Here is a 26,110-nt window from a genome sequence, read left to right on the forward strand (position 1 = left end):
GATGGCCCTGGCAATTTTTGATCTGGACGAAACCCTGATCCACGGCGACTGCGCCACCCTCTGGAGTGAACAGATGGGTCGCCTGGGCTGGGTCGATCCCGAGTCGTTCATGCGGCGCAACAACGAGCTGATGGACGCCTACAGCCACGGCAAGCTGAGCATGGAAGAGTACATGGACTTCAGCCTGGAACCGATGATCGGCCGCACACCGGAGGAAATCGAGCACTTGGTGGCGCCGTGGGTGGAAGACTTCATCGAACCGATCATCTTCAGCGACGCCACCAAGACCATCGCCGAACACCGCAAGGCCGGCGACCGGATCCTGGTGATCTCGGCCTCGGGCACGCATCTGGTCAGGCCGATTGCCGAACGCCTGGGCATCGATGAGATCCTGGCGATCGAGCTTGAGGTGGCCCATGGCGTGTACAGCGGTAAGACCGTGGGCACCCTGACCTACCGTGAAGGCAAGATCGCGCGGCTGCTGGATTGGCTGGATGCCGAGGAGGAGAACCTGGAAGGCGCGAGTTTCTATTCCGACTCGCGCAACGACCTGCCGTTGTTGCTCAAGGTCGATCACCCGCACGTGGTGAACCCGGACCCGGTGCTGAAAGCCCATGCCGAATCGGCCGGGTGGCCAATCCATAGTTGGAAATAAGCAGCTCCGTGGGAGCGAGCTTGCTCGCGATGGCGGTCGCACACTCAACAACTTTGTTGACTGTCACACTGCTATCGCGAGCAAGCTCGCTCCCACAGGTCTGCGCAGAATCAGTTCAGGCTCTCATCAATCACCAACACCAACTTGCCCGACACCTGGTTGGTCGCCAACTCCGCGAACGCCGCTTCGGCGTCCTTGATCGCGAAGGTCCGGGCCAACTGCGGGCTCAGGCGCTTGTCGGCAAACAGCGGCCATACCTGTTGCCCCAGCTCACTGATCAAGTCGGCCTTGAACTGATCGTCACGGCTGCGCAGGGTCGAGCCGAGCAGTTGGATACGCTTGCCCAGCACCTGGGCCAGGTCGAGCTCGGTCGAGCGTCCGCCCATCAGGCCGATCAACACCCAACGGCCGTCAACTGACAAAAGTTTCACGTTGAGTTTGGCGTAGCTACCCCCCACCGGATCGAGGATCACGTCGAAGGGAGCGAGGTCGTTCAAACCCTCCATGCCATCGGTGCGTACCACGCCGCCCTGTGCGCCCAAGGCCTCGCAATAAGACAGCCGCTCGGTCGAACCGACACTGACCCAGCATGGGTTGCCGAACGCCTTGCACAGCTGGATCGCGGCTGAACCGACACCGCTGGCCCCGGCGTGCAGCAGCACTTTTTCCCCCGGTTTGAGCGCAGCCAGCTGGAACAGATTCAGCCACGCGGTGCTGTAGACCTCAGGCAGCGCGGCCGCTTCAGCCAAGGACAAGCCCTCGGGCACCGGCAGCACATGCCGGCCATCGACCACCACCTCCTCGGCCATCCCACCGCCGGCCAGCAACGCACAAACCCGATCGCCCACCTGCCAGGACGAGCCCGGCCCGACCTCGCTGATCACCCCGGAACACTCCAACCCCAACACCTGGCTGGCGCCAGGCGGCGGCGGGTAAAGCCCGGCTTTTTGCAACAAATCGGCCCGATTCAGGCCGGCGGCCGCCACACGGATGCGAACTTGCCCCACATCACACGTCGGGCTCGGCTCATCTGCCCATACCACTTGGCCTTCAACGCCTTGCAATGCTTTCACGGTGCCTCCATAGTGAGTCTCGACTGGGCCCGCTGCTTCAACGCCGGGCTTTCTTGCATTATGCGCCCGGGCCACATGGAACCGGCGACTTCAAAGACGGCCTAATATGCGTTATCAATTGTCCCTGCGTCGAATCAGCATGAAGCACCTGTTCCCCAGCACCGCCCTCGCGCTCGTCATTGGCCTCGGCCTGTTACCGTTGTCGAACGATACGTTCGCAGCCAACAGCTGGGACAAGCTTCAGCCCGATCGCGACGAAGTGATTGCCAGCCTTAATGTCGTCGAATTGCTCAAGCGCCATCACTACAGCAAGCCGCCGCTCGATGATGCGCGCTCGGTCATCATCTATGACAGCTACCTGAAGCTGCTCGATCCATCGCGCAGTTATTTCCTGGCCAGCGACATCGCCGAATTCGACAAGTGGAAAACCCAGTTCGACGATTTCCTCAAGAGCGGCGACCTGAACGCCGGGTTCACCATCTACAAGCGCTACCTGGACCGCGTGAAGGCACGTCTGGACTACGCCCTTGCCGAGCTGAACAAGGGCGTCGACAAAATCGATTTCAATACCAAGGAAACCTTGCAAGTCGACCGCAAGGACGCCCCTTGGCTCAAAAGCACAGCCGAACTCGATGACCTGTGGCGCAAGCGCGTCAAGGACGAAGTGCTGCGCATGAAGATCGCCGGCAAGGATCCCAAGCAGATCCAGGAAACCCTGACCAAGCGCTACAAGAATCAATTGGCGCGCCTGGACCAGACCCGCGCCGAGGACATTTTCCAGGCGTACATCAACACCTTTGCCATGTCCTACGACCCGCACACCAACTATCTGTCGCCGGATAACGCGGAAAACTTCGACATCAACATGAGCCTGTCCCTGGAAGGCATCGGTGCCGTGCTGCAGAGCGACAACGACCAGGTGAAGATCGTGCGCCTGGTCCCGGCGGGCCCGGCAGACAAAACCAAACAGGTCAGCCCGGCGGACAAGATCATCGGCGTCGCCCAAGGCAACAAGGAAATGGTCGACGTGGTCGGCTGGCGCCTCGACGAAGTGGTCAAGCTGATCCGCGGCCCGAAAGGCTCGGTGGTGCGCCTGGAAGTCATCCCGGCCAGCAACGCGCCGAACGACCAGACCAGCAAAATCGTGGCCATTACCCGCGAAGCGGTGAAACTGGAAGAACAGGCGGCGAAGAAGTCGGTTCTCAACCTCAAGCAGGACGGCAAGGACTACAAGCTCGGCATCATTGAGATCCCGGCCTTCTACCTGGACTTCAAGGCCTTCCGCGCCGGGGATCCGGACTACAAGAGCACCACTCGCGACGTCAAGAAGCTGCTGACCGAACTGCAGAAGGAAAAGGTCGACGGCGTGGTCATCGACTTGCGCAACAACGGCGGCGGCTCCCTGCAGGAAGCCACCGAGCTGACCAGCCTGTTCATCGACAAGGGCCCGACCGTGCTCGTGCGTAACGCCGATGGCCGAGTGGATGTGCTGGAAGACGAAAACCCGGGCGCGTTCTACAAGGGGCCGATGGCCCTGCTGGTCAACCGCTTATCGGCATCGGCCTCGGAGATTTTCGCCGGCGCCATGCAGGACTATCACCGCGCACTGATCATCGGCGGCCAGACCTTCGGCAAAGGCACCGTGCAGACCATCCAGCCACTCAACCACGGCGAGCTGAAGCTGACCCTGGCGAAGTTCTATCGGGTGTCTGGCCAGAGCACCCAGCACCAGGGCGTACTGCCTGACATCGATTACCCGTCAATCATCGACACCAAGGAAATCGGTGAAAGCGCCCTGCCCGAAGCCATGCCGTGGGACACCATCCGGCCGGCGATCAAACCGGCAGTGGACCCGTTCAAGCCGTTCCTGGCCCAACTCAAGTCCGACCACGACGCACGCTCGGCCCAGGATGCGGAGTTCGTGTTCATCCGCGACAAGCTGGCCCTGGCGCAGAAGTTGATGATGGAGAAAACCGTCACCCTCAACGAAGCCGATCGTCGCGCGCAGCATGCCGACATCGAGGCCAAGCAACTGGCCATGGAAAACCTGCGTCGCAAGGCCAAGGGCGAAGAGCCGCTCAAAGAGCTGAAGAAAGAAGACGAAGACCTGATCACCGAGCCGGAGAAAACCAAGCCGGAAGACGATGCCTACCTGAGCGAGACCGGGCGGATCCTGCTGGATTACCTGAAACTCAATACGGCGATCGCCAAGCACTAAGATGATGGCCATTTAATGGTGGCGCTCGTCGGAGTGTCATCAAACTGACATCAGTCTGTCGTGAAATATAGGACCGGGTGCCCCGCACCCGGTCCTTTTTTTATCGCCAGAGATTGCCATGACCACGACAGAACAGCTGAGTGCCTTGAGTTCGATCCTGGCTCAAAGCGGTTTGCACAGTCTGTTCCAACCGATCATCTGCCTTTCCGAACGGCGTATCGTGGGCTATGAAGCCTTGACCCGCGGCCCTTCCAACAGCCCGCTGCACTCGCCCATCGCGCTGCTCTGCGTGGCGCGCCAGGCCGGACGCCTCAGCGAGCTGGAGCTGGCCTGCCGCCGCAGCGCCTGCCAACGCTTCAACGAGCAAAAACTGCCGGGCAAGCTGTTTCTCAACGTCTCGCCCGAGTCCCTGCTGGAATCCGCGCACCAGACCGGGCGCACACTGCAATTGCTGCAAGACTTCGGCATCGCACCCAGCCAGGTGGTGATCGAATTGACCGAACAGACCCCTATCGATGACTTCCAGCTCCTGCAAACCGCCCTGCATCACTACCGGGCCATGGGTTTCTCGATTGCCCTGGATGACCTCGGCGCCGGTTATTCGAGCCTGCGGTTGTGGTCCGAGTTGCGACCCGACTATGTGAAGATCGACCGGCATTTCATCGACGGCATCCATCAGGACGCCCTCAAGCGCGAGTTCGTGGGCTCGATCCTGAAAATCGCCCGGGCTTCCCGCGCCCAGGTGATTGCCGAGGGAATCGAACTGCCGGAAGAACTGGCGGTGCTGATCGAAATGGGCGTCGACTTGGTCCAGGGTTATCTGCTGGCCCGCCCCCAGGAACAACCGTCACGCGATGCCAGGGCGCTGATGCCCAGGCAGGACAGTGGCGTGGCGGCGCTGAGCGATGAGATCAACGACCTCAGTGCGCTGCTCAACGAACAACCGGCGATGGCTCACAACACACCGACCGCCACCGTGCTGGAAGCGTTTCGGCGCCAGGCCAACCTCAACTCCCTGGCCGTGCTGGACAATCAGAACCAGCCCTGCGGTATCGTCCATCGCCATTCACTCTCCGACGCCTTGCTCAAACCCTTCGCCACCGACCTGTTCGCCCGCAAGCCCATCAGCCGGCTGATGAGCGATGACTTTCTCGCAGTGGAGTTGAACCAATCGCTGCAACAAGTCAGCCGCCTGATCACCAGCCGCGCCCGACAACGCATCGAAGAAGACTTCATCATCACCCTCAACGGCGGCTACCTGGGCCTGGGCCGGGTGATCGACGTGCTTAAGCTCATCACTGAGCTGAAAATCCAACAGGCCCGCTACGCCAACCCACTGACCCTGTTGCCGGGCAATGTCCCGATCCAGCAATGCCTCACGCGCCTGCTGCAACAGCGGCAGGAATCGGTGATCTGTTACGTGGACATCGACAGTTTCAAACCCTTCAACGACATCTACGGCTACGGCCGCGGCGACGAAGTCCTGCTGTGTCTGGCCCAATGCCTGAACGAACGCATCGACCCCAGCCGCGACTTCGTCGGCCATATCGGCGGCGACGACTTCCTGCTGGTCCTCGGCCCGGAAGACTGGCGCAAACGCCTGGACCAATTGCTGAGCGACTTCCAGACCCATTGCCGGCGCTTCTACCGGCCTGAACATCTGGAGGCGGGGTGCTTTACCGCACTGAATCGGCAAGGGGTTCGCCAGGAGTTCGCGTTGTTGTCACTGTCGATTGGGGTGGTGCATCTGCGCGCCGAGGCCTGCGAGAAACTGGATGCCAGCCAACTGGCGGAACTGGCTTCCCAGGCCAAGCACCATGCCAAGGAGATTTTGGGGGGGAGTGTGTATTTAGTAGATGGGTTGGCTGAGCGGGAGGCTGTGGTGGAGTTGGGGTTGTCGGTGTAAGCGGATTCTCCATTCACCACAGCCCAAACGCCTGGCGCTAACCCTGTGGCGAGGGAGCAAGCTCCCTCGCCACAAAAGCGGTTTGGTGGTGCTTGATTAAGCAGTAGCAAACCCAATTACTTGCCTCTGACCTAGCACCATCAAAGAGCACCTACACGTAGTCCCAAGTAGATCTGTCTTCAGCTTCAGCTTTGCGCAGGTCGTCCGCCCATACTTTAGTTGCGATTTTATATATATCCTCAAAAAAAACTCTAGGACTGTTCATCGTATCCCACCCGTTAGGGAACGATGAACAGGTCTGAGAATCATGTTCCAATAGGGCCTGAAAGTCATAACTGCTATCTCGCAACGCATCTTCTAAGCTTTTATAAAGGAGAAATTTTTGTCTATAGGTAATTCGCCAGCGTTTACTTAGCGAATAATTTAAAATTAAAACCTCTCGATCTAGTGGATCATTGGGGTCAAACTTCTCAAGCTCTTCACCTAACGTTTCCTCTCGATCATATATATCGAAACAACCTAAAAAATATGCAGGCGTTGGCATGTAAGGCTGGCCAGTACTAGGATCAATCAATGTATGCCTCCTATTTAATTGGATACAGTGTAAATGGGACTTCAGTATCCCGATCAAACTTCATTTCTATACGATTCATTTTTACCAGCTTCGGATCGCTTGGATCCCTAGGATTTGGAATATATCCCTCTCCTGCACCCGGAAAATCCGCTCGTAGATATTTGCTTCCGCTCTTATCCGTGAGTAGCATATGACCGCTATTTTTTTTTGAAATTGCTAACTCATAAGCTTTTAACTGTAACTCCCAACTGTAAAATCTCGAACTTGGGTTCCCTTTCCTATGCCAAGGAGTCTTGCCGGTAATGGGATCCGTACCATCAATTGCTCGCCGCTTCCACACCTGCTCTGGAACCGCAGGGCTATGCTTACCCACCATGTGCATGCCTTGTTCCCTGTCTAAACGCCTGACCTCTTTTTCAGCCAACTCAGCAGCGGTTGGCTTTGGCAACCGCGGCTCGCCCTCATCCACCCCAACCTTACCCGCCGGATCCTGATCCCCAACCGCCGGCCGACACCCACCCTTCCCCGGGCAATCCACCAACCCCAACGGATCCACCCACCCCGTCGGGTTCACCGTGTAGCGGTACCCATTGAGCCCACCCGCCAACTTGCTCGGATCAGGCGTCAAATAGCGGCCGGTCTCGGGATTGTAGTAGCGGTGGCGGTTGTAGTGCAGGCCGCTTTCCGGGTCGAAGTACTGGCCCTGGAACCGCAGCGGTTGTTCCAGCTGTTCGCCGCCGCCGTGGGTGAGTTCGGTGAGTGTGCCGTAGCCGTTGTAGCGCGCCGACCAGACGATCTGGCCGGCGGGGTTGGTCAGTTCCTGGGGCGTGCCCAGGTGGTCGAGGTGGTAGTAGAACGGGCGGGCGTCGGGGCCTTCGCCGTCGAGCAGGGCCAGGGGGCGGAAGGTGCCCGGTTCGTAGACGTAGCTGCGGTGGTGGCGCGGGCTGTTTTCGGCGACGAGCTGGTCGCCCTGCCAGAAAAATTCTGTGGTCAGGCCGTCCACGGTCTTGCTGATGCGTCGGCCGAAGGCGTCGTAGCGGTAGGACGTTTCGCGGCCGTCGGCGTCGGTGATACCGATCAGGCGGTGTTGGCTGTCGTAGCGGTAGGCGCGAACCAGGGCCTGGCCGCGGCGTTCGCGGATCAGGTTGCCGAAGGCATCGTAGTCGTAGTGGCGGTCGCCCTCCCTCAGCAGGCGGTTGCCCTTGAGGGTGGTCGGCCCAGGGCGGTCCTGCATCAGCAGGTTGCCGGCCGGGTCGTGGCTGAAGTGTTCCGGCGGTTCGCTGTGGGAAAAGTCGATGCGGGTCAGGCGATCCAGCGGATCGTACTGGTAGCGACGGCGGTTTCGGTGGTCGGAAAGGGTCTGGAGGTTACCCCGGGGGCTGTAGGCATAGTCGCGCCAGAACAGTTGTTGCTGGGGGTTCTGCCACACGGTCTGGGCCTTGAGGCGGCCCAGTTCGTCGTACGTGTAATCGCTGCGCAAGCGACCCTGCTGGCGCTGCCGTTCGCGGCCGCCGTCAACGCGGTGTTCGGTCAGGCGCGCGCCATTGAGGTCGATGGCGGTCAGCGCGCCACCGGGGGCGTGGTGGTAGTCGAGCTGGCTGTCGTCCGGCAGACGCAGGTGGTTGAGGCGCCCGCCGGCATCGTAGCGATAACGCAGGGTGCCCCAGCCCTGGTGGTCCGTGACCAGCCGATCCTGGGCGTCGTATTCAAAGGCCAGCGGGTGATCGCTGCCGTCGTCGACGAGGATCAGACGGCCCAGCTCGTCGTAGCGGTATTCGATGGCTTGGCCGTCGGGCAAGGTCTTGATCCGCAATCGCCCAGCCGCGTCACGCTGGTAGCGGGTGACCCGTTGCGAACCGTCTTCACCGTGCTCGGTTTTTTCCAGCAAGTGGCCGTTGAGGTCGTAGGCGTAGGCGGTGCGTTGGCCGTCGAAGCCGACTTGCTGTCGGATCAATCCGTTGGGCGTGTAGTCCAGCTGATATCGTTCGCCGGATTCGTTTTCGATCTCGGTCAGCAGCAGCCGCGCCGAGTCGTAGCGGTACTTCAGCTCGCTGCCGTCGGCGTTCAGGCGGCGGCTGACCAGGTGCAGGTCGTCGGCGTATTCGTAGCGGGTGGTTCGGCCCTGCTCGTCGCGCTCGGCGATGACCTTGCCGTAGGCGTTGTAGCTCCAGGCCCAGGTGGCGCCGGTGGGCAGGGTGACTTGCAGCAGCCGCCCGACGGCGTCCCATTGGTAGTGCGTGAGGGCGCCGTGTTCGTCCCGGCGGCTGAGCAAACGTCCCAGGGCGTCGTAGGTAAAACACCGCCGACCGCCGTTGGGCAGGACCTCTTCGGTCAGTTGGCCCAGGCGACTCCAGGTGAAACGATGTTCGCCACCGTCCGGGTCATACCTGGCCAGCAGTTGCCCATGGGCGTCGTAGGCATATTCCGTACGCTGGCCGTCGGGATCGATGCTCGCGATCACTTCGCCCCGGGCATTGCGGCGGTAGCTCCACACGGCCTTGCCGCGGGACCGGGCGTGCAGGAAGCCATTGCGGTATTCGTAGGACGTCGGCGCCTCGTCCGGCGGAATCAGCGCCACCAGCCGTCCGACGTCGTCGTAGCGGTATTCACTGACCGCCCCCAGCGGGTCCTGTTCGGCGATCAACCGGCCCTGTTCGTCGTAGGTCTTGAGGTGCTCGCCGCCGTCGGGCTCGATCTTGCGCACCAGTCGCGCCCGGTCGTCGTGGACATACACCTCCTGGCTGCCATCCAGGCGTCGGACCGTGACGCTGCCGTCCTCGCCCCAGGTGTAGCAGCTGTCCATCTGCGCGAAGGAGGCCCAATGCCGCACACAACGGGACGCCGGCCCGACGCCTTGCCACTCCCAGTAGAAGCTCGCCCCGCCGGCCAGTTGCCGCTGGAGGATGACGTGCTGGTCGTCGTAGTCGTAGCGTTCGCTTTCACCGGCGGCATTGATCGCTTCGATCAGTCGGAAACGTCCGTCGTAGCGGTAGGAGACCAGCGTCTGTTCGGTCCGCCAGGCTTCGTCGAGGGTGAGGGCCGGGTGAAAGCTCTGGTAATCGACGGCGACCAGGTGGCGCTGCTCGTAACGCAGGCGCAGGGAACGCCCGGCGCCGTTGTCCAGGCGGCTGATGTCGCCGTGGATGTTGCGCCGGACCGTCAGGCGGTTGTCGTAGCGGTCGCTGAGGGCGATCAGGTGGCCGTCGCGAAAGTGCAGGAACGGGGCGTTTTCCCCGGGTTGGGCGATGATCAGTTCGTCCGGTGCGGCCCCCAGGTAGATCGCCGCCCGGGCCAGGCTGTTGTGAATCGCCGGACGCTGGGTGGTGGGCAGTGGAAAGATCGTGCGGCGGTTTTCCTGGTCGACCCAGGTGATCTGCTCGCCCTTGAGCTCCAGGCGATGGGCCAGGGCATGGCTCCAGCCGCGCCCGAGGCCGACGTCCAGGTCGGCGGCGCTGGTGCGGTACAAACGGGTGAAGACGAACGGCAAGCGCCCGTCGAGGGTACCGTCGTTCAGAGTCAGCAGTTCTTCGCCGGTGACCATCGACACCGGGCAGCCGCTGGTCTGGGTCTGGGCCGCGGTGTCGGCGCTGTCGCCGTTGGGGTTTTTCGATTGGGCCGGGGCGTCGTCGTGATGCTCGCGTTTGTTCAGCGTGGTGTTGCGCTGTGCATCCCAGCGCAGCTGCAGCCGGCCTTTTTTTATTCCCGCCGCGGCGCCGCGCGCTGCCACGGTTTTGTAGCGGTCCACGTAGGCCATGAAGCCGTTGACCACCGCGAAGATCGCCTTGACGAAACGCTGCACGGCGTTCAGCAGGGTTGCACCGTGCCTGGCCAAGCGCATCGACAGGTAGGCGATTCCGACCCCCGCCCCGGCAAAGGTCAAGACCACGCCGATCAACAAGTCGATCACGCACTGCACCACCACGGTCGAGAGTGCTTCGGCCGTTTCGCCGGCAATCTCACTGGGCGGCAGCATCTCCAGCCAGAGGCTGGCGGTGCGCACCAACAGGCACAGCGCCGCTTCGTCGCTGGCCAGCAGTTGCAGCCTGGCCATCACCAACGGCGCGGACTCCGCCAGTTCGGCCAGCGCCTGCACGCTGCTACCTAAACGCTCAACAAACTGATAGGGATCCTTGAGAATGTCCGAAAACAGACTGATGCTGTCCCACACACCCTCGATCGCCGCCCAACTGCCGGCGAGCAACCCGTTCCCCACCGCAGCCGCCGAGGTCGCCAAGGACTGCTGGGGCCATCGCGGCTTGAAGCCTTGCCACTCACCCCGTAGCCAGCCCGTCAGATCCCGAGTCAAGCCATCGTAGGAAGAAAACAGCTCCTCGATCTGCCCGGGAGACACCTTGCCCTGGACATGGACCCGATAGGACTTGCCCGCCTCTCCCTCGAAAGTCCCGATTCCCTGGGCGTCCAGGGTCACCGGCGTGACCTCGCCGCTGTCCACCGCCACCACATCCACCACGATGTCGCCCAGCGGGATGTCGTACACCGACTCGAACTTGCTCTCGATCGTCATCACCCCACCCAGAGGGCACTGGACGACCGTGGAGAGGAAATCATCGTCACCGCTGCTGACCACGGTGGCGCTGTCGCCGAAGCGGATCAGCCGCTCCATGCCCATCAGCGAGGGCAAGTCGGCCGTGTGGCTGGCTCGCTCCGCCGCTCGGCTGTACCAGCGCTCAAGTTGCTCGCGGTAGACCAACAGGGTGTCCTTGAAGCTGTCGAGTTCCTGCTCGATATGGTTCACCTGCTCCATCAGGACAGGGCTCGCTCAAGGGTCAGCAGGAAAAAACGGTCGAACATGGGCAGACATCTCGCAGCACTCAGGGAGCGCGAGACTGTGCCGGGGATGACGGGGGAATTAAGTCAGTGGAAGGGGACAAAGGATGTAGGGCGATTCGCTAAATTCGCCCGATTGCGTCACGAATAGCCTGTGGATAACGCTAGAGGTTGCGAGCTTCGAGTGCCTTGAGCTTGATCTCGGCCAACGGATGCCCGGCTTTCGCCGCCAGGGTCCACCAACGTGCCGCTTCGACCGGGTCCGGTGCCTTGCTGGTTGTACCGGCCAGGCTGATCACGCCGACCTGATAGGCCGCCTTGCCATCACCGGCTAGAGCCGCCAGCCGCAGCAGGCGAACCCCTTCTTCACGGGCACCCAGCCCTTGGCCGCGAAACGTGAGGATGTGCCCATAGAAACTTTGCGCACCGACGTCGCCCAGGTTCGCCATGCGCGAGAATTGGCCCTCGAGCCAGGCCCAGCCACGCGCCTGGCGGACAAACCAGGACCAGTGAAACAACCGGCGCGCCAGCCAATAGCCGACCCGCGCCTTGAGTCGCCAGAGCACTCAGGCCTCCGCCGACTCGGGGTACTCGTATTCAAACACCCGGACCACTTCCGAAGCGTGCCAGGAGGCGGCGGCCACCCCATCGGAAGGCCCGGAAAAACGGCCCAGGCGCTCAACGCATTCGAAGAACCCCGTGCGCGGCAACCGGCTCGCGCCTTGGCTGATCACCAAGGAACTGCGCAGCGGCTGTTCTGCCCGGGCGTCCAGCGCCGCCAGGTGTTCAAGGGCCGCGGTCAAAGTCTGCATGGCCGGGCTGGGCAGCTGCAGGCGCTCCAGCAAGGCGCGGTAAGTCAATAAATGGCGTTGGCGACGCGCCTGGTCCAATTCACCCAACAACCCATCCCAATGCTGCCGACTGATGCGTACGCTCACGATTCTTCCCTCCAACCCGGCACCGTCAACTCCCAGGCCAGACTGCGCCGAATCGCGGCATCGGGCTGTCGCTCGCCGCTCTCGATCAAGGCCAGATAAGACGGGCTGATACCTACCGTGCGGGCCAACGCCTCGATGGCGATGCCCTTCCCTTCGCGCAAACTGCGTAATTGGTCCAGGCCAGGGAGAACCTGGCCGGGTGCCGCCGCGTGACGGACTGTCGCTTCGCGCGGCAGAGCTTGATCGATGCCTGCTGCCTTCAACAACGCTTGGTACTGATCCCACGGCAAAACCGCGTACTCGGGCTCTCCGTCACGTGTGATTACTTGAATATCCATGTTTACCCCGTAGGACAACAACACTTAGCGAGTCAGCCTTTTTCCTTGGAAGTGTAATCCTAAATGCTGGCTAAGGTCGCGGGGTGATGAATTCTCGGGGGATCAGGGCTTTTTCTGGCCTTGGAGCTGGAGTTGTTCCGGGGTATCGGGAAGCCTTTCGACTTGAGCCAGTTTCTCGGGAGACTGCCGATAACGCCAGGCGCGGAATGCCTCGAGTTCAACGTCGAGGGTTTTCATGACCCATGCCAGCACTGCAATATCGTCGAACATGCCAAACATCGGCAAGATATCTGGAATCGCGTCCAGGGGACTGAGGAAATACATGAGTCCCGCCACCACCGACAGCATCGACTTGGCACTGACCGCGCGGTATTCGCCCCGCCAGTAAGCCAGGCACAAGGCCTGCAACAGGCGCAGATCCTCCTTGAGCTTGCCCAGCCGCCCGCCCTCTCGGGCACCTTTGCTGGCAACGGCAAAGAGCAACGTCGGTAATCGACCGCGGGCCAGCAGGCGGCCTGCCAAGGGCAGAAATCGCGCAAAATTCCACGGGGCCTTCATTTTTTCTCCCACTGAAATGTTATCCACACAAATTGTGGATAACCTTGTGAACAGAGCTGCATTTCACCGCTGAAGCCCCCGTTTCATAAGGGCCCGGCTTAGATCGGGCGTTTTTTACTCACATAAAAAAACCCAATATTTCATTGACTTGACCGGCTGACTGCGTCTAGCACAGCGCCTGTATTGCCTATGACTGTAGCCTGTCACGTGCGTTCGGTTTTTTTGCCATTTGCCGTAGCCCAGATGCGACAACGCCCCGCATGAGCGAGGCGTTGTCGTTATAGCAGACGCGATTACTTGGCTGCGTCTTCTTTCGCTGGATCCTTGATCGCCAGCAGTTCCAGGTCGAACACCAGGACCGAGTTGGCCGGGATGGCCGGGCTCGGGCTCTGGGCGCCGTAGGCCAGGTCGCTCGGGATGTACAGCTTGTACTTCTCGCCGACGTGCATCAGTTGCAGGCCTTCGACCCAACCCGGGATCACGCCGCTGACCGGCAGGTCAATCGGGCTGCCACGCTCGACGGAGCTGTCGAACACGGTGCCGTTGGTCAGCTTGCCGGTGTAGTGAACAGTCACCACGTCGGTCGGCTTAGGCTGTGCGCCATCGGCTTTCTTGACCACTTCGTACTGCAGGCCGGAGGCGGTGGTGGTCACACCGGCTTTCTTACCGTTTTCCTCGAGGAATTTCTTGCCTGCGGCTGCCGACTCTTCGCTCATCTTGGCCATGCGCTCTTCGGCTCGCTTTTGCAGCGCAGCAAAGGCTTCGACCAGTTCTTCGTCTTTCAGCTTCTGTTCTTTCTTGCCGACGGCATCTTCGATGCCCTGGGCGACCGCTTTGGAGTCCAGGTCATCCATGCCTTCCTGAGCCAGGCTCTTGCCCATGTTCAGGCCAATACCGTAGGAAGCTTTCTGCGCCGGGGTTTTCAGCTCTACGCTGGTCTGCGAGTCGCAACCCGCGAGTACCAGGCCAACCAGGGCCACCGCCGCCGCCAACCGATGCTGTTTCATGCTATTTCCTTGTTCATGCGCCTAAAGGGCAATCGAATAAAGCCGCGAGCTTATCAGGCGGCCACGACCAATGGCTACCGGCATGTGAGCCACAAAGTGATGATAAGTTCAGGTCCGCAAACGCTTTTTAATCTTGGGCAAATGAAGCATCTGTCATCCATTACGTACAGGGACACATTGCCGCTCCCCCGCAGGCCAAGGGTAATGGCCACTTGCCCGCCGCGCAGCACTGAGGCATAAGGGTTTATCAAAAAAACAAGGACGTTACCGTGCGCCTTCTCTCTCGCATTTTGTTGCTACTCCTCGCGCTGCTGATCGTCGTCGTGGCCGTGGTGCTTTATTACGTCGCCAATCCTCGCTTGCCGTTCTATACCCCCGTCGAACAGGTGCACTACCTGGATCAATGGAGCGCCGCCGAGCGCCAGACGTATTACTTCACCCCCCAGGGCACCCAGGTCAAAGGCCTGCGCTACGACTGGTTCACCGCCCTCGAATTGCCCTTTTCGCAACAACGCTTCGCTTCGCCGGAGTACCTGGCGCGCTTCGGCTTCCTGATCGACCCGGCGCAGAAAGCCTCGCCCGGCAATCCCGGCAACTTGCCGGTAGGTTTCGCCCGGCACCAGAACCCGGGCAGCACCGAGCAGTTCCTGGATATCACTTGCGCGGCGTGCCATACCGGCGAATTGCGCTTCAAGGGTCAGGCGATACGGATCGATGGTGGCTCGGCCCAGCACGTGCTGCCTTCTAGTGTTCCTATGCTACGTGGTGGCAGTTTCGGACAGGCATTGGTCGCCAGTCTGGCGTCTACCTACTACAACCCTTGGAAATTCGAACGCTTCGCCCGCCAAGTACTGGGCAAGGACTACGACGCCCGCCACGAAGAGCTGCGCAAAGCGTTCAAGGCTTCCCTGGACACGTTCCTGCGAGTGGCCTGGAATGATACCCACCGCGGCCTCTACCCCACCGAAGAAGGCCCAGGGCGTACCGACGCCTTCGGTCGCATCGCCAATGCCAGCTTTGGCGACGCCATTTCGGCAGAGAACTACCGGGTGGCCAACGCGCCGGTGGATTATCCACAATTGTGGGAAATGTGGACGTTCGACTGGGTGCAATGGAACGGCTCAGCCCAGCAACCGATGGCTCGCAACGTCGGTGAAGCGCTGGGGGTAGGCGCCACACTGAGTTTCTTCGATGCCCAGGGTAAACCGCTGCAGGGCGATGCTCGATATCCCTCCAGCGTACGCGTGCGCGACCTGAACAAGATCGAAGAGACCCTACAACTGCTCAAGCCGCCCGTGTGGCCGGAAGCGTTACTGGGCGCGATCGATAAACCGCTGGCCGCCAAGGGCCGGGCCCTGTTCACCGAAAACTGCGCCGGCTGCCATGTGCCCAAAGTGGTCCAGGGGCCTGACAGGCCGGTGCAGCAATTGCACATGCTGCCCGTGCAGGTGATCGGCACCGACCCCGGCACCGCCAATAACATCGCCGACCATCGCTTCGACCTGACCAGCCTGCAATGGGATCCGGCCGAGCTGGCGAAGCTGGACGTGCAACTGCACCCGACCCCGACGGAGCCGCTGGACCTGAGCCAGCTTTCGGTCGCCAAAGGCCTGGCCTACGTCACCGCCTTTGTCGAAAACCGCGCTTACCGCGACGCCGGTGTCACCCCGGTCGAACGCCCGGCCCTGGACGGTTTCGGCCTGCCCATCGGCGTGCGTGAACTGCGCGCCTACAAGGCCCGGCCACTGGCGGGTGTCTGGGCCACGCCACCGTTCCTGCACAACGGCTCGGTGCCAACGATCTATCAACTGTTGTCGCCCCAGGCCGAGCGGGCGAGCACATTCTATAAAGGCACCTTCGAATACGACCCTCGCCACCTGGGCTATCGCACCGAAGCCTTCACCAACGGTTTTCTCTTCGACACCCGGATTACCGGCAATCACAACAGCGGCCATGAATTCCGTGCCGGCGAACGCGGTAACGGCGTCATTGGCCGCTTGCTGCAACCGCAGGAACGCTGGGCCTTGCTGGAGTATTTAAAAGTGCTGGGCGGGCCACTGGAGTCGCAACTGTAATGATGAACCTCACCGGTAAAAGGATGTTGGCATGTTGATCACCCTCTGGCTGCGCCTCGGCGCCTTTCTGGGCAAGACGCTTCTGTGGCTGCTGGGTATCGGGTTACTCGTCTGGGCCCTGTCCACGGCCTGGTTTGCCTGGCAACACAAGGGACCGGTCCCGGACAAGGAACAGATCGCACCCGGCGAAGCCGCCATGACCCAGGACATCATCCAGACCGCGATCCGCATCGTCGATCAGCACCGCGAAGGCACGCGTTACCTTCGCGACGCCCATGCCAAGGCCCACGGTTGCGTCATGGCCGAGGTCCAGGTGCCGAGCGACCTGCCGGCACCGTTGCGCCAAGGTGTGTTTGCCGAACCGGGCAAGACTTGGCAGGCCACGATTCGCCTGTCCAACGGCAACGCTTATCCGCAATTCGACAGCCTGCGCGATGCACGGGGGATGGCGATCAAGCTGCTGAACGTGCCGGGCAAGCAACTGCTCGCTGATCGGCAATCACAGGGCGAGCAGGATTTCGTGATGTTCAATCATCCGAACTTCTTTGTCAGTGATGTCGCCGAGTACCGTCAGAATGTGGCCGCCCAGGCTGACGGGAAGAAGGCGATGGCGTTCTTTCCGAGCCTGGATCCGCGCACCTGGCAGATCCGTCATCTGTTCATCGCCCTGGCGACCCTCTCGCCTCCCCCGGCCAGCCCGACCCAGACCACTTATTTCTCGGTATCGCCTTACAAATTCGGCGAAGCCAATGCCAAGTTTCGCGTCGCGCCGGACCCGGACAGCTGCCCAAGCTATACCCTGCCTCCTCAGAACCAGGACCTGCCGAACTTCTTGCGCAGCGCCCTGAACCAACAGTTATCCACAGACCGGGTGCCGGCGTGTTTTGTCCTGCAGATCCAACGGCAGGACCCGAGCAAGTACATGCCGATCGAAGACACCAGTATTGAATGGCAAGAAAGTGATGCGCCGTTCGAGACCGTGGCGCACATCAAGGTGCCGGCCCAGGATTTCGACACGCCCAAGCTGAACCTGGCTTGCGACAACCAGTCGTTCAACCCGTGGTTCGGCATTGAGGCCCATCGCCCTATCGGCGGCATCAACCGTTTGCGTAAAGCGGTGTACGAGGCGGTCAGCGACTACCGCCACAGCCGCAATGCCGAACAGTAGCAACGGCCAAATGCCAGGCAACAAAAAGCCCGCTCATTGAGCGGGCTTTTTGTGGTGACCTGGCGTTCAGAGGGCCAGGAAACCGAAGATGGCGCAGCGGACGGGACTCGAACCCGCGACCCCCGGCGTGACAGGCCGGTATTCTAACCGACTGAACTACCGCTGCGCGTAACATTGAAAGTTTGGTGGGTGATGACGGGATCGAACCGCCGACATTCTGCTTGTAAGGCAGACGCTCTCCCAGCTGAGCTAATCACCCTTCACTTTCGATGCGGGGCGCATTCTCTCACAGTTTTTCGTAAAGTGCTGATTTAATTGATAAATAAGCAAAAAACATGAGCAACACACACCGCAGGAACTGCAAACAGCAAAAAGCCCGCGTTAGCGGGCTTTCCGTGGTGACCTGGCGTTCAGTGTTCCAGGTAACCGAATATGGCGCAGCGGACGGGACTCGAACCCGCGACCCCCGGCGTGACAGGCCGGTATTCTAACCGACTGAACTACCGCTGCGCGTAACACGTTGAACGAATGGTGGGTGATGACGGGATCGAACCGCCGACATTCTGCTTGTAAGGCAGACGCTCTCCCAGCTGAGCTAATCACCCTTCGCTTTCGGTGTGGCGCGCATTCTACGGAGCACTCTTTAAGCTGGCAAGCACTTTTTAAATTAATTTTTTCAGGCCTTCCAAAGGCTTAGCGAAGGGTTGGCCTACGGCGCCGCGAAGAGAATAATGCCCCCCTTTGTATAAAGGAGAGACTCACCCCATGTGGTTCAAAAACCTGCTTATCTATCGCCTGACCCAAGATCTGCCTTTTGATGCCGAGGCGTTGGAAACTGCACTGGCCAGCAAACTGGCGCGTCCATGTGCAAGCCAGGAGTTGACCACTTACGGTTTCGTCGCGCCGTTTGGCAAAGGCGAAGATGCACCATTGGTGCACGTCAGCCAGGACTTCCTGTTGATCGCCGCACGCAAGGAAGAACGCATCCTGCCGGGCAGCGTCGTGCGCGATGCCCTGAAGGAAAAGGTCGAAGAGATCGAAGCCGAGCAAATGCGCAAGGTCTATAAAAAGGAACGGGACCAGCTCAAGGATGAAATCATCCAGGCGTTCCTGCCCCGTGCCTTCATCCGCCGCTCGTCCACCTTCGCCGCCATCGCGCCGAAACAGGGCCTGATCCTGGTGAACTCGGCCAGCCCGAAACGCGCCGAAGACCTGCTGTCCACCCTGCGCGAAGTCATCGGCTCACTGCCGGTTCGCCCGCTGACGGTCAAGATGGCCCCGACCGCCACCATGACCGACTGGGTCAAGACCCAGAAGGCCGCGGACGATTTCTTCGTGCTGGATGAATGCGAGCTGCGCGACACCCACGAAGACGGCGGCATCGTGCGCTGCAAGCGCCAGGACCTGACCAGCGACGAAATCCAGCTGCACCTGAACACCGGCAAGGTGGTGACCCAACTGTCGCTGGCCTGGCAGGACAAACTGTCCTTCGTGCTTGACGACAAGATGGTGGTCAAACGCCTGAAATTCGAAGACCTGCTGCAGGACCAGGCGGAGCAGGACGGTGGCGACGAAGCCCTCGGCCAGCTGGACGCCAGCTTCACACTGATGATGTTGACGTTCGGCGAGTTCCTGCCTGCGTTGGTTGAAGCGTTGGGCGGGGAAGAGATTCCGCAGGGGATCTAAAGGCTGGTGATTTCTCCTGTGGGAGCGGGCTTGCTCGCGAAAGCGGTGTATCTGTTAACGACTATGTTGACTGACATACCGCTTTCGCGAGCAAGCCCGCTTCCACATGGGTTTTGTGTGGATTCAATCAAGAATAAGGATCAGGTCATGCGCGCACTGGCTGCATTGAGCCGCTTTGTCGGCAATACCTTCGCTTACTGGGTACTGATTTTCGCGGTGGTGGCATTTCTGCAACCCGCTTGGTTCATCGGCCTGAAAAGCGCCATCGTGCCGCTGCTGGGCCTGGTGATGTTCGGCATGGGCCTGACCCTCAAGCTCGAAGACTTCGCCGAAGTCGCACGCCATCCCTGGCGCGTGGCCCTGGGCGTGGTCGCCCATTTCGTGATCATGCCCGGTGTGGCGTGGTTGCTCTGCCAAGTTTTCCATCTGCCGCCGGAAATTGCCGTCGGCGTGATTCTGGTGGGCTGCTGCCCAAGCGGCACCTCGTCGAATGTCATGACCTGGCTGGCCCGCGGCGACCTGGCCCTGTCGGTGGCCATCGCCGCCGTCACTACCCTGCTCGCACCGCTGCTGACCCCGGCACTGATCTGGCTGCTGGCCTCGGCCTGGCTGCCGGTGTCATTCATGGAGCTGTTCTGGTCGATCCTGCAAGTGGTGCTGCTGCCGATCGTGCTGGGCGTGGTGGCACAGCGGTTGCTGGGGGACAAGGTGCGCCATGCCGTGGAGGTGTTGCCGTTGGTGTCGGTGGTGAGCATCGTCATCATCGTCACCGCCGTCGTTGCCGCCAGCCAGGCAAAAATTGCCGAATCGGGCCTGTTGATCATGGCCGTGGTGATGCTGCACAACAGCTTCGGTTTTTTGCTGGGTTACTTCACCGGGCATCTGTTCAAGCTGCCGCTGGCCCAGCGCAAATCCCTGGCGCTGGAAGTGGGCATGCAGAACTCCGGCCTCGGCGCGGCGTTGGCCAGCGCGCACTTTTCGCCGTTGGCGGCAGTACCCAGCGCGCTGTTCAGCGTCTGGCACAACATTTCCGGGGCTTTGCTCTCGACGTACTTCCGGCGCATGAGCGAAAAGCAGGACCGCGAAACCCTCGCCGCCCGGCAAGCAGCTGACTAAGACAGACTTGATCGAGTGCCCGATCATGGGCACTCTATCCATCCTCTGCGGGGACGACCCCGCAACGCCTTAGCGTTCATTATCCGGGGACGACCCCATCCATCGATGAGGTGTTTGATGTCCTGGATCATTCTGTTTTTTGCCGGCCTGTTCGAAGTTGGCTGGGCTGTCGGCCTGAAGTACACCGACGGCTTCAGCCGCCCTCTCCCCACTGCTCTGACCATCGCCGCCATGGCGATCAGCCTCGGCCTGCTCGGCCTTGCCATGAAAGAACTGCCGCTGGGTACCGCCTATGCGATCTGGACCGGGGTCGGTGCCGTGGGCACGGTGATCGCCGGGATCATTCTGTTTGGTGAGTCAATGGCGCTGGTTCGCCTGGCCAGCGTGGCGTTGATCGTTGCGGGGTTGATCGGGCTCAAGGTCAGCGCCTGATAAACCTGTGGGAGCGAGCTTGCTCGCGATAGGGGTCTGCCTCTGACCTCAATGCCAGCAGGCAGATTGCAATCGCGAGCAAGCTCGCTCCCACAGTTTTTCGTCCTAGCGGACGGTGCCGCGCAAGTCTCCCACCAACGCCTGCAAACTCGAAGGCGTTGCCGCCTCTACCGCGACCGCCGACCCCGCCACCAGCGTCACCCGCGACCAGAACCGGCGGAACAGGCCCTTGCTTGGATCGCGGCTGAAGAAACTGCCCCACAAACCCTGCAGCGCCAGGGGAATCACCGGCACCGGGGTTTCCTGGAGGATGCGCGTCAATCCGCTCTTGAACTCATTGATTTCACCGTCAGCGGTCAATTTTCCTTCAGGGAAAATGCACACCAGCTCGCCGTCCTTCAGGTACTGGGCAATTCGCTTGAAGGCTTTTTCGTAGATCTGAATGTCTTCCTGGCGCCCGGCAATCGGGATGGTCCCAGCGGTGCGGAAGATGAAATTCAGCACTGGCAGGTTATAGATCTTGTAGTACATCACGAAACGAATCGGCCGACGCACCGCGCCGCCAATCAACAAGGCATCGACGAAAGACACATGGTTGCAGACCAACAGCGCTGCCCCTTCATCCGGTATCGCCTCCAGGTTGCGATGCTCCACACGGTACATGGAATGGCTCAGCAGCCAGATCATGAAACGCATGCTGAACTCGGGGACGATCTTGAAGATGTACGCGTTGACGCCGATGTTGAGCAACGACACCACCAGGAACAACTGCGGGATCGACAGCTTGGCCAAGCTCAGCAAGACGATGGAGACAATGGCCGAGACCACCATGAACAACGCGTTGAGAATATTGTTGGCGGCAATCACCCGCGCCCGCTCGTTCTCCACCGTGCGCGACTGGATCAATGCGTACAGCGGCACGATGTAGAAGCCACCGAACACACCCAGGCCAAGGATGTCGATCAACACCAGCCAGGCGTGACCGAAGCCGAGCACTTCAAGCCAACCGTGCCCCTCGACGCTGTCGGGAATTCCACCGGAATGCCACCACAGCAACAGACCGAACACGGTGAGCCCGAACGAGCCGAACGGCACCAGGCCGATCTCGACTTTGCGTCCGGACAGCTTTTCACAGAGCATCGAACCCAACGCGATTCCCACCGAGAACACCGTCAGGATCAAGGTCACCACGGTTTCGTCGCCGTGCATCCACTCCTTGGCATAGGCCGGGATCTGCGTCAGGTAGATCGCTCCGACGAACCAGAACCAGGAGTTGCCGACAATCGAACGGGACACCGCCGGGGTTTGCCCCAGGCCCAGCTTCAGGGTGGCCCAGGATTGGCTGAAGATGTTCCAGTTCAGGCGCATTTGCGGCGAGGCCGCCGCCGCACGTGGAATGCCGCGACTGGCCAGGTAACCGAGCACGGCCACGCCGATGATCGCGGTGGATACCACCGGGGCGTAATGCGCCGAGGACATCATGATTCCAGCGCCAATAGTGCCGGCCAGGATCGCCAGGAACGTACCCATCTCCACCAGGCCGTTGCCACCGACCAACTCTTCCTCGCGCAAGGCCTGGGGCAGGATCGAATACTTCACCGGACCGAACAGCGCCGAATGCGTGCCCATGGCGAACAGCGCCACCAGCATCAGCGACAAGTGGTCGAACACAAAGCCCACCGCGCCTACCGCCATGATGACGATTTCGCCGAGCTTGATCAGACGGATCAACGCATCCTTGGCGAATTTTTCCCCAAACTGCCCCGCCAGCGCCGAAAACAGAAAGAATGGCAGGATAAACAGCAGCGCGCAGAGGTTGACCCAGATCGAGCGATCCCCCTCGATGGTCAATTTGTAAAGGATGGCGAGGATCAGCGACTGCTTGAAAATGTTGTCGTTGAACGCGCCAAGGGACTGCGTGATGAAGAACGGCAGGAAACGCCGCGTGCGAAGCAAGGTGAACTGCGAAGGGTGACTCATCTTCCATGTTCCTGAGTGGCGTGGACGCTTATTGGAATGAACGTTTTTCGATCCAGGCCACACATTACCTGTCTTTAGCGATTATTTCGCCAGCCCCGCAATGCAGGGCGACACAAACAACTCGCCGTGCCAGGCACCCAGCAACGTACGCCGTCCAACGATCAGCCACATCACCGCCAGCATCGCCACCAGCACACCACCGAACGCGCTGAAAAAATCCAGTTTCAGCAAGTCCGCCAACTTCAGCGTGGTCAGTGCAAACACGCCCAATGGGAAGGTAAAGCCCCACCAGCCAAGGTTGAACGGGATGCCGCCACGTAGATAGCGGGCGGTGATCAGCAACGCCATCAACATCCACCAGAACCCAAAGCCCCATAACGTGATACCGGCCACCAGCCCCAACCCGGCGGCGATCTCGCCCACGCCAGGCAGGCCATTGGCGGCAAAAATCAGGGGCGCATCACTGCCTAGCAACAACATGCCCAGGGCACCGGTGCCGATCGGGCCAAGGGCCAGCCAACTCGAGGCGGCCATGCTTTCGTGAGGCAACTTGTGCAGGGCCATGCGCAACAGCAGGATCGTCAGGATGCTGAACGCCACCGGTAGGGAAAATGCCCAGAGCACGTAGCTGGTGACCAGCATGATCAGTTGCGAATGAACGTCCGCCAGATGCGGTGCCAACAGCCCACCGCTGGCGGCGGCCACTTCGGCGGCCACCACCGGCAGCAACCATACCGCGGTCATCTGGTCGATCCGGTGCTCCTGGCGGGTGAACATCAGGAAGGGAATCAGCACGCCACAGGCCAGGGACATGGCCACGTCGATCCACCATAACACCTCGGCCACCGTCACCACGCCCTCACCCCAGCGCGGCAGACCAAACAGCAGAAGGCCGTTGATGAGGGTCGCCAGCCCCATGGGAATGGTGCCGAAAAACATAGAGACCGTTGAATGGCCGAAAATCCGTCGTGCTTCGTCGAAGAACAACACCCAACGGGCCATGTACATCAAGGCGAACACCACGAACAACAGCGTGTTGAACACCCACAACCCTTCGCCCAGAGCGTGCAGGCCTGGCATAGCTGCCGGCCATTGCGCCAAGGCCAGCGCCAGCACACCGGTACCCATGATGACGGCAAACCAGTTAGGCGTGAATTGACGAATGGCCTCCAGCGGCCTGGGCAAATGGCTCAAGGGCCGAAAGCGGCTTTTTGCAGCACATGTCATGACGAACTCCTGTCCTCGGATGAGGTGGAGCCATGCTAGAGCCGAATCGAATATCTATATAACGGGTAATTTCTCTATCTGTTATCTACTTTGCAGATAACAGTTAGACACTGCCCTCAGTCTCGATCACCAGAACTCTCGCCTCGCCCAACGGATTGGCCACATGCTCGGTGCCCACCGAGGCATAGAAAATGTCTCCGGCGTCCAGCAAGGTCGCTTTTTCGACGCCCTCTTCCCGATAGCACATCTGCACTTGCCCATCGAGCACCACGAAGACTTCCTGACCATCATTGATGTGCCATTTATAAGGCTGATCGGTCCAGTGCAGGCGCGTGGTGATGCCGTTCATGTTGGCGATATCCAGCGCCGCCCAGGCACGGTCACCGGTGAAGGATTTGCTGCGGATGATTTTCAAGGGACCCGTCCGGAAGAAGACTGAAGTGCCAAGACTAACCCACTGCCAGCGGCACCTGCATGCCTGGTTTCAAGGCCGAACGCCATCGCTGAGCGGTTTTATCGATTGCCGTAACCCCAACAGCGCTGCGACACACAACACAATCAACACTGCGCCATACCCATCGGTCGTCGGGATCAAGCCGAACACCCGCGTCAGGTTCCCCGCCAGCAGCGACGGCAGGCTGAAGGCCAGGTAACTGAGGACATAGAACGCCGACATCAAGCCGGCCCGTTCGTGGGGCAACGCCAGCGGCATGATGCTGCGCAGCGCCCCCAGGAACCCGGCGCCGAAACCGCCACCGGTGACCAGCGTGCCGACGAAGAACAACGGCAAGCTGGCGCCATGCACCGCCACCAGTACCAATGCCAGGCCGATCACCAATAGGCTTGCGGATGGGCGCAACATGGTGTCGGCCTCCTGGTTGCGCAACAGGTAGATGGCTGATGCGCCGCTGAGGGTCAACACCGCCACCAGCGCGCCGCCGATCAGATTGGAGGTCGATCCGGTGGCCGCCCGCACCAACGACGGTGCCAGTGACAGGTAGAAGCCGCCCACGGCCCAGGCCGCCAAATCCAGTGGCAGGACCCGCCACAAGGCTCGCCGCGCCTGGGGTGGCACGTGCAAAGTCGGACGCAAGGACTGCCAGGCACCCGCTTGCGGGCTGACGCTTTCTTTCAGGCGCCAGAGGTAAACAGCCTGGGCCAGGAACAACCCCAGCAGCAGCCAATAGGTCAGTTGCAACGGCAACGGTGCGAACTCGGCCAGCAGGCCACAGCCCAGCGCCCCGCACGCCATGCCCAACAGCGGCGCAACGCTAGTGATCAACGGGCCTTGGCGACGGTCGAAGTCCAGCAAGGCAGCACCCAATACACTGGTGGCCATGCCGGTGGCGAACCCCTGGATCAACCGGGCACTGATCAACCAGGCGACGCTGTCGGCACTGATAAACAGCAGCATCGCCAGTATGTTGAGCAACAGCGCCACAAAAATCACCGGTTTGCGGCCCAGGTAATCCGACAGCGACCCCACGGTCAGCAAGGCCGCCAGCAGACTGAAGGCGTACACGCCGAAAATCAGCGTCAGAACGGCCGGGGAGAACTGTAATTGTTCCTGATAGAGGTGATACAACGGCGTCGGCGCGCTGGACGCGGCGAGAAAACCGAGCAGGGTAAGCGCCAGGAAGATCAAGCTGGCGCGGGTCGAAGCTGGACGGGACATGGGCACGCTCCACAGGAACATTCACAAAAGCTAATTTTTTGCTTTTGCGGAGTGTGCTACCGGTGTGCGCTTAAAGCAAATTCTTTGTGTTAAGGTCTGACGCATGGCTATTAAAGAAGGTTTACGCCCCGGCGGCCGAAGCGCCCGGGTCCAGGAATCGATTCATTCGGCGGTCCGCGCCCTGCTGCAAGAGCAGGACCGCGCCACACTGACCGTGCCGCAAATCGCTGCGCGCGCCGGGGTCACGCCGTCCACTATCTACCGGCGCTGGGGCGATCTGCCGGCGCTGCTGGCCGACGTCGCCATCGCCCGTATGCGCCCTGATGGCGAACCCGCCGACACCGGCAGCTTGCGCGGTGACCTGCGCGCCTGGGCCGAGCAGTACCTGGACGAAATGAGTTCCGAGCCCGGCCGTAACATGATGCGCGACATTCAGGCCTGCGCTACCCCCGGGTACTGCGTAGGGATCATCAGCCGTCAGTTGCAGATCATCCTGGACCGCTACCCCGGTGAACCCAACCCGGGCGTCGAGCGGCTGATCAATGTGGTGGTGGCGCCGACGGTGTTCCGCATTCTCTTTGCCACTGCGCCGTTGGAGGCTGAGGAGTTGTATCGGTTGGTGGATATTGCGTTGGGTCAGTAAGACCGCATTCGCGAGCAAGCCCGCTCCCACATTGGATCTCCAGTGGGCACAAG

General features: G+C 60.8%; 21 protein-coding genes and 4 tRNA genes. 9 read left to right on the plus strand and 16 right to left on the minus strand.

Annotated features, from left to right (window positions below; all coding sequences use genetic code 11):
• Nucleotide 1 precedes the first annotated feature (1 nt).
• On the plus strand, nucleotides 2-655 hold the full coding sequence (locus tag BT125_RS10115; RefSeq protein WP_072406541.1) for an HAD family hydrolase: 654 nt from the start codon (nucleotides 2-4) through the stop codon (nucleotides 653-655).
• Nucleotides 656-765: 110 nt separating this feature from the next.
• On the opposite strand, the gene BT125_RS10120 is transcribed toward BT125_RS10115, so the two are convergent.
• The gene (locus BT125_RS10120) at nucleotides 766-1,728 is read right to left on the minus strand and encodes a zinc-binding dehydrogenase (RefSeq protein ID WP_072406543.1); all 963 of its coding nucleotides are present in this window, start codon (nucleotides 1,726-1,728) and stop codon (nucleotides 766-768) included.
• Nucleotides 1,729-1,867: 139 nt separating this feature from the next.
• Here BT125_RS10120 and BT125_RS10125 point away from each other — a divergent pair, with 139 nt between their 5' ends.
• The gene (locus tag BT125_RS10125) at nucleotides 1,868-3,946 is read left to right on the plus strand and encodes a carboxy terminal-processing peptidase (protein WP_170866823.1); all 2,079 of its coding nucleotides are present in this window, start codon (nucleotides 1,868-1,870) and stop codon (nucleotides 3,944-3,946) included.
• Between the two features lie 118 nt (nucleotides 3,947-4,064).
• Nucleotides 4,065-5,852 (plus strand): bifunctional diguanylate cyclase/phosphodiesterase, encoded by a 1,788-nt coding sequence (locus BT125_RS10130; protein ID WP_072406547.1) that lies wholly within the window; start codon nucleotides 4,065-4,067, stop codon nucleotides 5,850-5,852.
• A 151-nt stretch (nucleotides 5,853-6,003) separates the two neighbouring features.
• Here the strand turns inward: BT125_RS10130 and BT125_RS10135 are convergent, their stop codons facing one another.
• The 7 genes from BT125_RS10135 to BT125_RS10165 all read right to left on the minus strand — a co-directional run bounded on the left by BT125_RS10135 (nucleotide 6,004) and on the right by BT125_RS10165 (nucleotide 14,055).
• Complete coding sequence (locus BT125_RS10135) at nucleotides 6,004-6,426, minus strand: hypothetical protein (RefSeq protein ID WP_256573749.1); 423 nt, start codon at nucleotides 6,424-6,426, stop codon at nucleotides 6,004-6,006.
• A 10-nt stretch (nucleotides 6,427-6,436) separates the two neighbouring features.
• Entirely contained in the window at nucleotides 6,437-11,191 is a 4,755-nt protein-coding gene (locus BT125_RS10140) for an RHS repeat-associated core domain-containing protein (protein ID WP_072406549.1), read from the minus strand.
• Nucleotides 11,192-11,378: 187 nt separating this feature from the next.
• The gene (locus BT125_RS10145; RefSeq protein ID WP_072406551.1) at nucleotides 11,379-11,780 is read right to left on the minus strand and encodes an SEL1-like repeat protein; all 402 of its coding nucleotides are present in this window, start codon (nucleotides 11,778-11,780) and stop codon (nucleotides 11,379-11,381) included.
• On the minus strand, nucleotides 11,781-12,152 hold the full coding sequence (locus BT125_RS10150) for a hypothetical protein (RefSeq protein WP_003179080.1): 372 nt from the start codon (nucleotides 12,150-12,152) through the stop codon (nucleotides 11,781-11,783).
• The gene (locus BT125_RS10155) at nucleotides 12,149-12,490 is read right to left on the minus strand and encodes a helix-turn-helix domain-containing protein (protein WP_072406612.1); all 342 of its coding nucleotides are present in this window, start codon (nucleotides 12,488-12,490) and stop codon (nucleotides 12,149-12,151) included. Before BT125_RS10155 ends, BT125_RS10150 begins: the two co-directional genes overlap by 4 nt.
• 102 nt (nucleotides 12,491-12,592) lie before the next feature.
• Complete coding sequence (locus BT125_RS10160; protein WP_072406553.1) at nucleotides 12,593-13,048, minus strand: YkvA family protein; 456 nt, start codon at nucleotides 13,046-13,048, stop codon at nucleotides 12,593-12,595.
• A gap of 293 nt (nucleotides 13,049-13,341) precedes the next feature.
• Nucleotides 13,342-14,055, minus strand: a complete 714-nt coding sequence (locus tag BT125_RS10165) for a BamJ family beta-barrel-assembly machinery protein (RefSeq protein WP_030142016.1) — start codon at nucleotides 14,053-14,055, stop codon at nucleotides 13,342-13,344.
• Between the two features lie 269 nt (nucleotides 14,056-14,324).
• Here BT125_RS10165 and BT125_RS10170 point away from each other — a divergent pair, with 269 nt between their 5' ends.
• Nucleotides 14,325-16,130: a di-heme-cytochrome C peroxidase gene (locus BT125_RS10170; protein WP_072406555.1), complete on the plus strand. Its 1,806-nt coding sequence runs from the start codon at nucleotides 14,325-14,327 to the stop codon at nucleotides 16,128-16,130.
• A 31-nt stretch (nucleotides 16,131-16,161) separates the two neighbouring features.
• Nucleotides 16,162-17,298 carry a catalase family protein gene (locus BT125_RS10175; protein WP_072406557.1) on the plus strand — a complete coding sequence of 379 codons (1,137 nt, stop codon included), beginning with the start codon at nucleotides 16,162-16,164 and terminating at the stop codon, nucleotides 17,296-17,298.
• Nucleotides 17,299-17,387: 89 nt separating this feature from the next.
• On the opposite strand, the gene BT125_RS10180 is transcribed toward BT125_RS10175, so the two are convergent.
• The 4 genes from BT125_RS10180 to BT125_RS10195 form a co-directional block, all read right to left on the minus strand.
• Nucleotides 17,388-17,464 (minus strand) — tRNA-Asp (locus BT125_RS10180).
• A gap of 17 nt (nucleotides 17,465-17,481) precedes the next feature.
• A tRNA-Val gene (locus tag BT125_RS10185) sits at nucleotides 17,482-17,557 on the minus strand.
• 174 nt (nucleotides 17,558-17,731) lie between these two features.
• A tRNA-Asp gene (locus BT125_RS10190) sits at nucleotides 17,732-17,808 on the minus strand.
• Between the two features lie 19 nt (nucleotides 17,809-17,827).
• Nucleotides 17,828-17,903: transfer RNA gene (locus tag BT125_RS10195), tRNA-Val, on the minus strand.
• Nucleotides 17,904-18,063: 160 nt separating this feature from the next.
• On the opposite strand from BT125_RS10195, the gene rdgC reads away from it, so the two are divergent.
• The 3 genes from rdgC (at nucleotide 18,064) to sugE (ending at nucleotide 20,532) form a co-directional block, all read left to right on the plus strand.
• Nucleotides 18,064-18,984, plus strand: coding sequence for a recombination-associated protein RdgC (gene rdgC, locus BT125_RS10200; protein WP_014339706.1), 921 nt, complete (start codon nucleotides 18,064-18,066; stop codon nucleotides 18,982-18,984).
• Between the two features lie 147 nt (nucleotides 18,985-19,131).
• Nucleotides 19,132-20,100, plus strand: a complete 969-nt coding sequence (locus tag BT125_RS10205) for a bile acid:sodium symporter family protein (protein WP_072406559.1) — start codon at nucleotides 19,132-19,134, stop codon at nucleotides 20,098-20,100.
• A 117-nt stretch (nucleotides 20,101-20,217) separates the two neighbouring features.
• Nucleotides 20,218-20,532 carry a quaternary ammonium compound efflux SMR transporter SugE gene (gene sugE, locus BT125_RS10210; protein WP_003204587.1) on the plus strand — a complete coding sequence of 105 codons (315 nt, stop codon included), beginning with the start codon at nucleotides 20,218-20,220 and terminating at the stop codon, nucleotides 20,530-20,532.
• Nucleotides 20,533-20,637: 105 nt separating this feature from the next.
• Here the strand turns inward: sugE and BT125_RS10215 are convergent, their stop codons facing one another.
• The 4 genes from BT125_RS10215 to BT125_RS10230 form a co-directional block, all read right to left on the minus strand.
• Nucleotides 20,638-22,512, minus strand: a complete 1,875-nt coding sequence (locus tag BT125_RS10215; protein WP_072406561.1) for an MFS transporter — start codon at nucleotides 22,510-22,512, stop codon at nucleotides 20,638-20,640.
• 81 nt (nucleotides 22,513-22,593) lie between these two features.
• Nucleotides 22,594-23,739 carry a TDT family transporter gene (locus BT125_RS10220; RefSeq protein ID WP_072406563.1) on the minus strand — a complete coding sequence of 382 codons (1,146 nt, stop codon included), beginning with the start codon at nucleotides 23,737-23,739 and terminating at the stop codon, nucleotides 22,594-22,596.
• 103 nt (nucleotides 23,740-23,842) lie between these two features.
• Entirely contained in the window at nucleotides 23,843-24,154 is a 312-nt protein-coding gene (locus BT125_RS10225) for a cupin domain-containing protein (RefSeq protein WP_072406565.1), read from the minus strand.
• Nucleotides 24,155-24,223: 69 nt separating this feature from the next.
• A complete protein-coding gene (locus BT125_RS10230) occupies nucleotides 24,224-25,414 on the minus strand; it encodes an MFS transporter (RefSeq protein ID WP_072406567.1) in 1,191 nt (396 codons plus the stop codon).
• A 103-nt stretch (nucleotides 25,415-25,517) separates the two neighbouring features.
• On the opposite strand from BT125_RS10230, the gene BT125_RS10235 reads away from it, so the two are divergent.
• Entirely contained in the window at nucleotides 25,518-26,057 is a 540-nt protein-coding gene (locus tag BT125_RS10235; protein ID WP_072406569.1) for a TetR/AcrR family transcriptional regulator, read from the plus strand.
• Nucleotides 26,058-26,110 lie beyond the last annotated feature (53 nt).

The sequence above is a fragment of the Pseudomonas sp. NFACC04-2 genome (assembly GCF_900119265.1).
Lineage (GTDB): Bacteria > Pseudomonadota > Gammaproteobacteria > Pseudomonadales > Pseudomonadaceae > Aquipseudomonas > Aquipseudomonas fluorescens_AA.

Excerpts from the sequence above, each read along its gene's own strand:
- BT125_RS10115 (WP_072406541.1), top strand. The coding sequence starts at position 2 with ATGGCCCTGGCAATTTTTGATCTGGACGAAACCCTGATCCACGGCGAC.
- BT125_RS10125 (WP_170866823.1), top strand. The coding sequence starts at position 1,868 with ATGAAGCACCTGTTCCCCAGCACCGCCCTCGCGCTCGTCATTGGCCTC.
- BT125_RS10130 (WP_072406547.1), top strand. The coding sequence starts at position 4,065 with ATGACCACGACAGAACAGCTGAGTGCCTTGAGTTCGATCCTGGCTCAA.
- BT125_RS10140 (WP_072406549.1), bottom strand. The coding sequence starts at position 11,191 with ATGGAGCAGGTGAACCATATCGAGCAGGAACTCGACAGCTTCAAGGAC.
- BT125_RS10155 (WP_072406612.1), bottom strand. The coding sequence starts at position 12,490 with ATGGATATTCAAGTAATCACACGTGACGGAGAGCCCGAGTACGCGGTT.
- BT125_RS10160 (WP_072406553.1), bottom strand. The coding sequence starts at position 13,048 with ATGAAGGCCCCGTGGAATTTTGCGCGATTTCTGCCCTTGGCAGGCCGC.
- BT125_RS10165 (WP_030142016.1), bottom strand. The coding sequence starts at position 14,055 with ATGAAACAGCATCGGTTGGCGGCGGCGGTGGCCCTGGTTGGCCTGGTA.
- BT125_RS10175 (WP_072406557.1), top strand. The coding sequence starts at position 16,162 with ATGTTGATCACCCTCTGGCTGCGCCTCGGCGCCTTTCTGGGCAAGACG.
- rdgC (WP_014339706.1), top strand. The coding sequence starts at position 18,064 with ATGTGGTTCAAAAACCTGCTTATCTATCGCCTGACCCAAGATCTGCCT.
- BT125_RS10205 (WP_072406559.1), top strand. The coding sequence starts at position 19,132 with ATGCGCGCACTGGCTGCATTGAGCCGCTTTGTCGGCAATACCTTCGCT.
- sugE (WP_003204587.1), top strand. The coding sequence starts at position 20,218 with ATGTCCTGGATCATTCTGTTTTTTGCCGGCCTGTTCGAAGTTGGCTGG.
- BT125_RS10215 (WP_072406561.1), bottom strand. The coding sequence starts at position 22,512 with ATGAGTCACCCTTCGCAGTTCACCTTGCTTCGCACGCGGCGTTTCCTG.
- BT125_RS10220 (WP_072406563.1), bottom strand. The coding sequence starts at position 23,739 with ATGACATGTGCTGCAAAAAGCCGCTTTCGGCCCTTGAGCCATTTGCCC.
- BT125_RS10230 (WP_072406567.1), bottom strand. The coding sequence starts at position 25,414 with ATGTCCCGTCCAGCTTCGACCCGCGCCAGCTTGATCTTCCTGGCGCTT.
- BT125_RS10235 (WP_072406569.1), top strand. The coding sequence starts at position 25,518 with ATGGCTATTAAAGAAGGTTTACGCCCCGGCGGCCGAAGCGCCCGGGTC.